An 8206-nucleotide genomic window follows, 5' to 3' on the forward strand; every position below is an offset into this window, starting at 1 on the left:
TGCCGCGCCCGCCCCGGTTGCGCCGGCCGCGGCGCCGCCCGCGCCGCCGCCGAGGACGCGCGCCCTCCTCGCCCCCCTCGGCGGCGGGCGCCTGACCCTCGGGTGCGTCCCCCTCGGGCGTCTCGACGTCGGACGACGGGGCCTCGACGGGCGCCGGCGTCGCCAGCGGCAGCCGGGCCACCGGCATCTCCTGCGTCGCGCCGTCGAGCGACACCCCTTCGAGGTCGCCGATGACGATCGCCCGCGCCACCGGCGGGCGCGGGCGGGGCGGAGGCGCCGTGCGGCGGTCCCCGTCGCGCCGCTCGCCGCCGCGCCGCTCGCCGCGCAGGCGCTCGGGGCGCGGCGCGTCGTCGGCCACCGCGTGCTCGCCGGTGATCGCCGTGGCGTCCACCTCGTCGGGCTCCGCCGCGGGCGGCGCGGCGAACGGGCTTCCCAGCGCCTCCAGCTCGCGCCGCAGGTCGCCCAGCGGCAGCACGCGCACCTCGCCGTCGAGCGCGCGCAGCGTCACGCGCTCCCGGAAGATGTCGTTGCCGACGACCTTCTCCTCCCCCTTCGCCGTCGCCAGCACCTTCCCCTCCTTGGGGAAGCGCTTGCGCTGCTGCACGTAGAACTCGTGCTCGTAGCGGAGGGAGCACATCAGCCGCCCGCACGCCCCCGAGATCTGCGTCGGGTTCAGCGACAGGCGCTGGTCCTTGGCGACGCTCAGGTTCACCGGGCGCAGCTCGGGGAGCCACGCCGCGGAGCAGTACTGGCGCCCGCAGCGCCCCACGCCGTCGAGGCGCTTGGCCTCGTCGCGCACGCCGATCTGCTTCAGCTCGATGCGCGTGCGGAAGAGCGCCGCGAGGTCGCGCACCAGCGCGCGGAAGTCGACGCGCTTCTCGGCGGTGAAGAACAGCGTCAGCTTGCGCCGGTCCCACTGCCAGTCGGCGTCGGAGATCTTCATCACGAGCCCGTGGGCCCGGACGCGCTCCATCGACTTGCGCCGCGCCTCCTCGTTCAGCGCGGCCAGCTCGCCGGCGCGGCGCACGTCCTCGTCGGCGGCCAGGCGCAGGGCGCGGCGCTGCGGCTGCGCGCCGGCGCCGAGCAGCTGCTCGCCGTGGGCGACGCCGGCCCAGCGCTTGGCGGCCAGCTCCCCGGTGGCGTGCACCTCGCCGAGGTCCTCGCCCCGGTCCCCCTCGACGATGACCGACGCGCGCGCCTTCGGCGGGTCGTCGCCGTCCCAGAGGTAGAACTCCTTGCGGTTGCCCTTGAAGGCGATCTCGACGAGGTGGGCCATCAGTGCGCGGTCACCCGACGAAGCGGCCCATCTTCAGGAACTTCTCGCGGCGGCGGCGCACCAGCTTCTCCGGCTTGAGGCGGCGCAGCTCGTCGATCTGCTTGAGCAGCGCCTCGCGGACGTTCTTCGCCGTGACCTCGTGGTCGGCGTGGGCGCCGCCGGCCGGCTCCGGGATCACCTCGTCCACCACGCGCAGCTCGTACAGGTCGGGGGCGGTGATGCGCAGCGCGCGCGCCGCCTTCTCGCGCATCTCGGGGCTCTTCCCGTCCTTCCAGAGGATCGCGGCGCACCCCTCGACCGAGATCACCGAGTAGACCGCGTTCTCGAGCATCAGCACGCGGTCGGCGACGCCGAGCGCCAGCGCGCCCCCCGAGCCCCCCTCGCCGATGACGGTGGCGACGATCGGCACCTGCAGCCCCGCCATCTCGACCAGGTTGCGGGCGATCGCCTCGCTCTGCCCGCGCTCCTCGGCGCCGATGCCGGGGTAGGCGCCCGGCGTGTCGATGAAGGTGACGATCGGGACCTGGAACTTCTCGGCCAGCTTCATGAGGCGGAGCGCCTTGCGGTACCCCTCGGGGTAGGGCATCCCGAAGTTGCGGCGCAGGTTCTCCTTGGTGTCGCGCCCGCGCTGGTGGCCGATGACCATCACCGACTCGCCGTCGAGGCGCGCCCACCCGGCGACGATGGCGCCGTCGTCGCGGTACTGGCGGTCGCCGTGCAGCTCGATCCAGTCGGTGAAGCAGCGGTCGATGTAGTCCTGCGTGAACGGGCGGCGGGCGGAGCGCGCGACCTGCACCCGCTGCAGCGGGGTGAGGTTGCGGTAGATCTCGGAGCGCAGCTCGGTCAGCCGGCGCTCGAGCGGGGCGAGCTCGTTCTGGACGTCGAGCTCCCGGTCGTCGGCGAGCCGGCGCAGCTCGTCGATGCGCCGCTCCAGCTCCACGAGCGGCTTCTCGAAGTCGAGGGACGCGGTGGCCATGTTCGTTAACCCCCTCGAACCAGCTTGACGCGCTCGTCGCCGAGCAGCGCGCGCAGTTCGTTCAGGGCGGCGTTGGACGCCGCGACGGTGAGGGAACGCGACCGGAAGCGCGCGGTCTGCCCGGCGCGCTGGTCGCGCCACCGCAGTTCGAGCGCCGCCGTCCCGGGGTACGCGTCGCACGTCGCGCGCACGTCGCGCATGACGCCGGGCGCGAGGTCCGCGCCCGCGGCGAGCTCGATGGCCACGGCCACCTGCCCGTTGACGCGCTTCTCGGCGAGGCGGGTCACCTTCTCGACGATGAACGTCGGGCTCTCCGCCCCCTGGTCACGCTTGGAGTACCCGCCCTCGACGAGCACGGGGACGTCCGTCTTGACCTGGTCGGCGAGCACCGCCCAGGCCTCGGGGAACACCAGCACCTCGGAAGATCCCGAGAAATCCTCCAGTGTCAACCGGGCGAACTCGGCCCCGCTGCGCTTGGAGATCTGCCGCTTGGCCGCCGTGATCACGCACGCCAGCGCCATCGGCGACGGCGTCCACGCCCCGAGGTCCGCGATCCGGTGCGTCGCGAACAGCTCGGCCTCGGCGCGGAACGGCTCCAGCGGGTGCCCCGACACGTAGAAGCCGAGGATCGCCTTCTCGTTGGTCAGCCGGTCGCTCTCGCTCCACGCCGGGACGTGGGGGAGGGTCGGCTTGGCCTGCGCCGGGGCGCCGCCGCCGAGCACCTCGCCGAACAGCGACCCCTGGCCGCGCTCGCGCTCGTCCTGCTTGAGGAGCGCCTCGGAGATCGCGTGGTCGAGCGCGGTGACGTACTGCGCCCGGTGCCCCCCCAGCCCGTCCAGCGCCCCGGCGGCGATGAGCGCCTCGAACACGCGCTTGTTGCAGGCGCGCAGGTCGACCCGCTCCACGAAGTCGAAGAAGTCCCGGTAGACCCCCTCGGCGAAGCGGGCGGCGATGATGCTGTCGACGGCGCCCTGGCCGACGTTGCGCACGGCGCCGAGCCCGAAGCGGATCCGCTTCTCGCCGACGACCGTGAACTTGTACCCCGACTCGTTGACGTCGGGCGGCAGCACCTCGATCCCCATCTCGCGCGCCTCGGCGACGTACTTCACCACGCTGTCCGTGTCGCCGATGCAGGCCGACAGGAGCGCGGCCATGAAGTCGGCCGGGTAGTTCGCCTTTAGGTACGCGGTGTGGTAGCTGACGACCGAGTAGGCGACCGAGTGCGACTTGTTGAAGCCGTAGCGCCCGAACGTCTCGATCTGCCCCGCGAGGTCCTTGATGATCGCCTTGTCGTGCCCCTGCGCGACCGCCTTGGTCTCGAACTTCCCGAGCTCCGCCTTGATGAGCTCCGCGTCCTTCTTGCCGACCGCCTTGCGGAGCACGTCCGCCTCGGCGAGCGAGATCCCCGCCAGGCGCTGCGCGATGCGCATCACCTGCTCCTGGTAGGTGATGACGCCCTGCGTCTCGCGGAGGATCGGCTCCAGCTCGGGGAGCGCGTAGGAGACCGGCTCCTCGCCGCGCTTGCGGCGGATGTAGACCTTGTGCATCCCGCTGTCGAGCGGGCCCGGGCGCAGCAGCGCGTTCGACGCCACGAGGTCGTCGAAGCGGTCGCAGCGCATCTGCCGGAGCACGTCGGTGGCCAGCGGCGACTCGAACTGGAAGACCCCCGCCGTGCGCCCAGAGCGCAGCATCTGGTAGGTCTTCTCGTCGTCGAACGCCATCGCGTCGAGGTCGAGCCACTCGCCGGTGCGCTGCTTGATGGACGTGAGCGCGTCGAAGATGACGGTCAGCGTCGTCAGCCCGAGGAAGTCCATCTTCAACATGCCCGCCTTCTCGAGGCAGTTCATGTCGTACTGCGCGACCGTGATCTTCTCGTCGCCGTCGCCGCCCGAGCCCTTGGAGCTCTGCGTGCACACGGGGACGAACTCGTGCACCGGGCCGGGGGCGATGACCACGCCGGCGGCGTGCACCCCGGTGTGGCGCGACAGCCCCTCGAGCGCCGACGCGTAGTCGAGCAGCTCGCGGTACCGCGCGTCCGTCTCGTAGAAGCGCTTGACGTCGGGGACCTGCTCGATGGCCTCGTCGACCGACAGCGAGTGGTTCGGCGCGTTGGGGATCAGCTTCGCCAGCGCGTCGGTCTCCGCCGGGGTGAAGCCGAGCACGCGCCCGACGTCCTTCACGACGGCGCGCGACTTCATCGTCCCGAACGTCACGATCTGGCAGACCGACTCCTTCCCGTACTTCTGCCGGACGTACTCGATCACCTCGCCGCGCCGCTCGAAGCAGAAGTCGACGTCGACGTCGGGCATCGACACGCGCTCCGGGTTCAGGAAGCGCTCGAACAGCAGGTCGAACTCCAGCGGGCAGACGTTGGTGATGCCGAGCGCGTAGGCCACCAGCGACCCGGCCGCCGAGCCGCGGCCCGGGCCCACGGGGATCCCGCGGTCGCGCGCCGCGCGGATGAAGTCGGCGACGATGAGGAAGTAGCCGGCGTACCCCGTCTGCAGGATGACGCCCAGCTCGTAGTCGAGGCGCTCCTGCACCTCGGCCGCCAGCGCGCCGGGCGCCGCGCCGCGCTTGCCGGCGTAGCGCTGGAGCGCGCCCTCCTTGGACAGCTTGACCAGCAGGTCGTTCTCGGTCGCGACGTCGGGGGGCAGGGGGAAGCTCGGGACGTGGTACTTCTTCCCGAACTGGACGTCCACCTCGTCGGCGATGCGGAGGGTGTTCTCCAGGACGTCGGTCCGCCCGGGGAAGCGCTCCCCCATCTCCCGGTGGTCCTTGAAGTACAGCCCCCGGTCGTAGTGCATCCGGTCCGGGTCCTTCAGGTCCTTCCCGATGCCGATGCAGAGCAGGACGTCGTGCGCCGCGTGGTCGTTCGCCTTCAGGAAGTGGGCGTCGTTGGTCGCCACCACCGGCAGCCCGAGCTCGGCCGACAGCTTGAAGACCTTGTCGTTCAGCTCGCGCTGCCCGCCCGAGTCGTGCGCCTGGACCTCGAGGAAATAGCGGTCCTTGAACAGCTCGGCGTACCAGGCGGCCGCCTCGCGGGCCTGCTCCCAGCGATCTTCCATGAGGTGCCCCGCCACCTCCCCCGCCAGGCAGGCGGAGGTGACGATCAGCCCCTCGGAGTGGGCGGCCAGCAGCTCGCGGTCGACGCGGGGCTTCACGTAGAAGCCCTCGGTGAACGCCAGCGACGAGAGCTTCACCAGGTTCTTGTAACCGGTGAGGTCCCTCGCGAGTAACACCAGGTGGTGGTAAGGTTTCGCACCCGGGGCCGGTCGGGCGCGGTCGAGGCGGGAACCGGGGGCGACGTACGCCTCCATCCCCAGGATCGGCTTGAGCTTGGCCTTCTTCGCCTTCTCCTGGAATTCCCACGCGGCGTGCATGTTACCGTGATCGGTAATCGCCAGCGCAGGCTGCTCGAGCTCCTGGGCCCGCCGGATCAGGTCGTCGATCCGGTTGGCGCCGTCGAGGAGCGAGTACTCGGAGTGGCAATGGAGATGGACGAACGACATTGGACGCGAACGATAGCCACCCGCGACGGCCGGCGTCAATTCGGCCGGGGGGGAGGAGCGTGCGGCTAAGTCGCTCGCTCGCAATGGCTTGCGTTCTCGCCCCGGCCGTCGGCCCGGCCGCCTGCCGGAACCCGGGGGATCCGCTCGGCCCCGAGCGGTTCTACACCGTGCGCGCCCCCGCCGCCGGGGTCCGCTCGGCGCCCGCCGGCAGCGTCCTCGCCGACCCGCTCGAGGTGGTCGTCACCGACTCCCTGGGCGTGCCCAAGCGCGGGGTCGTGGTGCGCTTCCGGGTCGTCTCGGGGCGCGGGGGCGCCGTGCTCGACTCGCTCGTCCCCACCGACGCCGGCGGCGTCGCCGTCACCCGCGTCCGCCTGGGCGCCGAGCGCGACACGGTGGTCGTCCTGGGCGCGATCCCCGGGCGCGAGGAGGTCGGCGCCCGCTTCGTCCTGGTCGGCACCGCCGCCGCCCGCATCGACGCGCTGCGCCCCGCCGCCGCCGTCGGGGGCGACACGATCGAGGTGGTCGGGGCCGGCCTCGCGCGCCCCGGCGTCCCCCCCGTGGTGCTGGTCGGGGCGTCGCGCGCCCGCGTGGTGGGCGTGCAGGGCGACACCGTCCTCCGCGTCGTGGTCCCGCCGTGCGTCGCCGCTGGGGCCGCGCCGGTCACGGTCCAGGCGGGCGCCGTCGCCACCGCGCCGGCGTCGCTCGGGATCGGCGAGTCGAGCCGCCCGCTGGCGCTCCAGCAGCTCGAGGCGACCACGGTCGCCGGCGCCGACGCGGCGGGGTGCGTCTGGCTCCCCGGCGACGGCGCCCGCTACCTGCTCTTCCCGCAGCTCGCCTCGACCGAGGACCGGTCGCCGGCGCGCCCCTTCGCCCTGGCGCACGACTTCGTGGCGGCCGCCGACCCGGCCGCGGCCGTCGAGTCGGCGCCGCCGGCCGGGACGACGCCCGCGCACGCGGCCTTCACCCGGGTGCTGCGCGCCGCCGAGTGGCGGCTGGCCCGCGAGGGGATCGCCGCCGAGTCCGAGGCGCTGGCGCGCGAGGCGCGGGTCCGGCGCCCGACGGCCGCCGGCGACCTGGCGCCGCTGAGCGGGAACCTCGTCCCCGAGCCCCCGGCGGTCGGCAGCGAGCGCACCTTCCGCGTGCTGTCGCGCCTCGACGGGTCGGCGTATGCCAACGCGGCGTCGCGGCTGCGCTACGCGGGGCAGAGCGTCCTGATCTACGAGGACCGCGCGGCGCCCGAGCCGGTGACCGACGCCGCCGTGCAGCGGCTGGGCGACCTCCTCGACCGCACGCTGCACCCGCTCGACGTCGAGACGTTCGGCGCCGAGTCGGACGTGGACGGGAACGGGCGCGTGATCGTGCTGCTGACGCCGATCGTCAACGGGCTCACGACGCGCGAGCAGTGCGGGAACGAGGGGTTCGTGCGCGGCTTCTTCTTCGGGGCCGACCTCGGGACGCGCAACCAGAACTCCAACCGCGCCGAGATCCTGTACGCGCTGGTTCCGGACGCGGCGGGGACGCGCAGCTGCCCGCACACGACGAGCGACGTGATGCGCGCGCTGCCGTCGACGTTCATGCACGAGTTCCAGCACATGATCTCCTTCAACCAGCACGTGCTGGTGCGCCGCGGCGTCGAGGAGATCACCTGGCTCAACGAGGGGCTGAGCCACATGGCGGAGGAGATCGGGGGTCGGCTGTTCGAGCGCCGCTACCCGCCGCCGCTCAACCGCCCCTTCTCCGCGCAGATCCTCCCCGACTCGGCGATCCCGTTCTACCGCGGCGACATCGACAACGCGCTGCTGTACCTCGCGTCGCCGTCGGCCACGTCGCTGTCCGCGTTCCAGGAGCTGGGGACGCTCGAGGAGCGCGGCGCGTCGTGGCTCTTCCTGCGCTGGCTGGTGGCGCAGCGCGGCGAGTCGATCCTCGCGCGGCTCGTGCAGTCGCCGCGCACCGGGCGCGCGAACGTCGAGGAGGTCGCGGGCGAGCCGTTCCCCGCGCTGTTCGCCGACTTCGTGGTCGCCCTCTCGGCCGACAGCGTGATCGGGCTGCCGCGCACGCGCGTCCCCGCGCGCTACCGCTTCGGCGCGACCTCGCTGCGGCGCCTGCTGACGCAGGCGCTGAACCGCGACAGCCGCTGGCCGATCCCCGTCCGCTTCGGGCCCGTCGGCGGGACGGCGCTGTCGGCGACGCTGGTCCCCGGCTCGTGGGCGGCGTTCGACGTGTCGGTGCCGCGCGGCCGCCCCGGCGCGCTCCGCCTGACGACGGCCGACGGCGCGCCGTTCGGCGCCGGCGCCGAGGCGCAGCTCGGCATCCTGCGGCTGTCGCCGTGACGGGCGTGCGGCGTGGACTGGCGGCGCTGCTGCTGGCGGCGGGGGGCGCGGGGCCGGCGCGCGCGCACGACGGGCGGCAGCACGCGGCGGTGGTGCTCGAGCTCCCGGCGGG

At 73.3% G+C, this 8206-nt stretch carries 4 protein-coding genes; 1 reads left to right on the forward strand and 3 read right to left on the reverse strand.

Annotated elements, in window-relative coordinates:
- The 3 genes from ricT to dnaE all read right to left on the reverse strand — a co-directional run.
- A partial coding sequence (gene ricT / locus PYV61_RS16410) for a regulatory iron-sulfur-containing complex subunit RicT (RefSeq protein ID WP_275833536.1) occupies positions 1–1276 on the reverse strand: 1276 nt, incomplete at its 3' end.
- Positions 1277–1286: 10 nt separating this feature from the next.
- The gene (locus tag PYV61_RS16415) at positions 1287–2252 is read right to left on the reverse strand and encodes an acetyl-CoA carboxylase carboxyltransferase subunit alpha (protein WP_275833538.1); all 966 of its coding nucleotides are present in this window, start codon (positions 2250–2252) and stop codon (positions 1287–1289) included.
- A gap of 5 nt (positions 2253–2257) precedes the next feature.
- Positions 2258–5764, reverse strand: coding sequence for a DNA polymerase III subunit alpha (gene dnaE, locus PYV61_RS16420; RefSeq protein ID WP_275833540.1), 3507 nt, complete (start codon positions 5762–5764; stop codon positions 2258–2260).
- Positions 5765–5847: 83 nt separating this feature from the next.
- Between dnaE and PYV61_RS16425 the strand changes: the two genes are divergently transcribed.
- Positions 5848–8094 (forward strand): hypothetical protein, encoded by a 2247-nt coding sequence (locus PYV61_RS16425; protein WP_275833542.1) that lies wholly within the window; start codon positions 5848–5850, stop codon positions 8092–8094.
- Positions 8095–8206 lie beyond the last annotated feature (112 nt).

This window comes from Roseisolibacter sp. H3M3-2, assembly GCF_029211165.1.
Lineage (GTDB): Bacteria > Gemmatimonadota > Gemmatimonadetes > Gemmatimonadales > Gemmatimonadaceae > Roseisolibacter.